This window comes from Escherichia sp. 94.0001 (genome assembly GCF_013369155.2).
Lineage (GTDB): Bacteria > Pseudomonadota > Gammaproteobacteria > Enterobacterales > Enterobacteriaceae > Escherichia > Escherichia coli_F.
On sequence record NZ_JABWMS020000288.1, the window covers coordinates 1 to 296 of the forward strand.

The window sequence follows — 296 nt, forward strand, 5'->3', positions numbered from 1 at the left end:
GAAATTCTTCGTCTGTTTCTACTGGTATTGGCACAAACCTGACTCCAATTTGAGCGAGGCTATGTGCCATCCCGATACTCGTTCTTAATTCAACAGAAGATGCTTTGTGCATACAGTCCCTCGTTTATTATTTATCTCTTCAGCCAGCCGCTGTGCTTTCAGTGGATTTCGGATAACAGAAAGGCCGGGAAATACCCAGCCTCGCTTTGTAACTGAGTAGACGAAAGTGATCGCGCCTACCCGGATATTATCGTGAGGATGCTTCATCGCCATTGCTCCCCAAATACAAAACCAAT

Annotated in this window: 2 protein-coding genes; both read right to left on the reverse strand. The window is 45.6% G+C overall.

The genetic code is table 11. The features are described from left to right. Window positions 1–112, reverse strand: a 112-nt coding sequence (locus HEN33_RS25760; protein WP_183083564.1) for a DUF1382 family protein, incomplete at its 3' end; no start/stop codon positions are given. Continuing rightward, window positions 85–267 carry a DUF1317 domain-containing protein gene (locus HEN33_RS25765; protein ID WP_049029061.1) on the reverse strand — a complete coding sequence of 61 codons (183 nt, stop codon included), beginning with the start codon at window positions 265–267 and terminating at the stop codon, window positions 85–87. The genes HEN33_RS25765 and HEN33_RS25760, both read right to left, overlap by 28 nt. Between the last annotated feature and the right edge of the window lie 29 nt (window positions 268–296).

Coding starts and splice junctions, on each gene's coding strand:
- HEN33_RS25765 (WP_049029061.1), bottom strand. CDS start 267: ATGAAGCATCCTCACGATAATATCCGGGTAGGCGCGATCACTTTCGTC.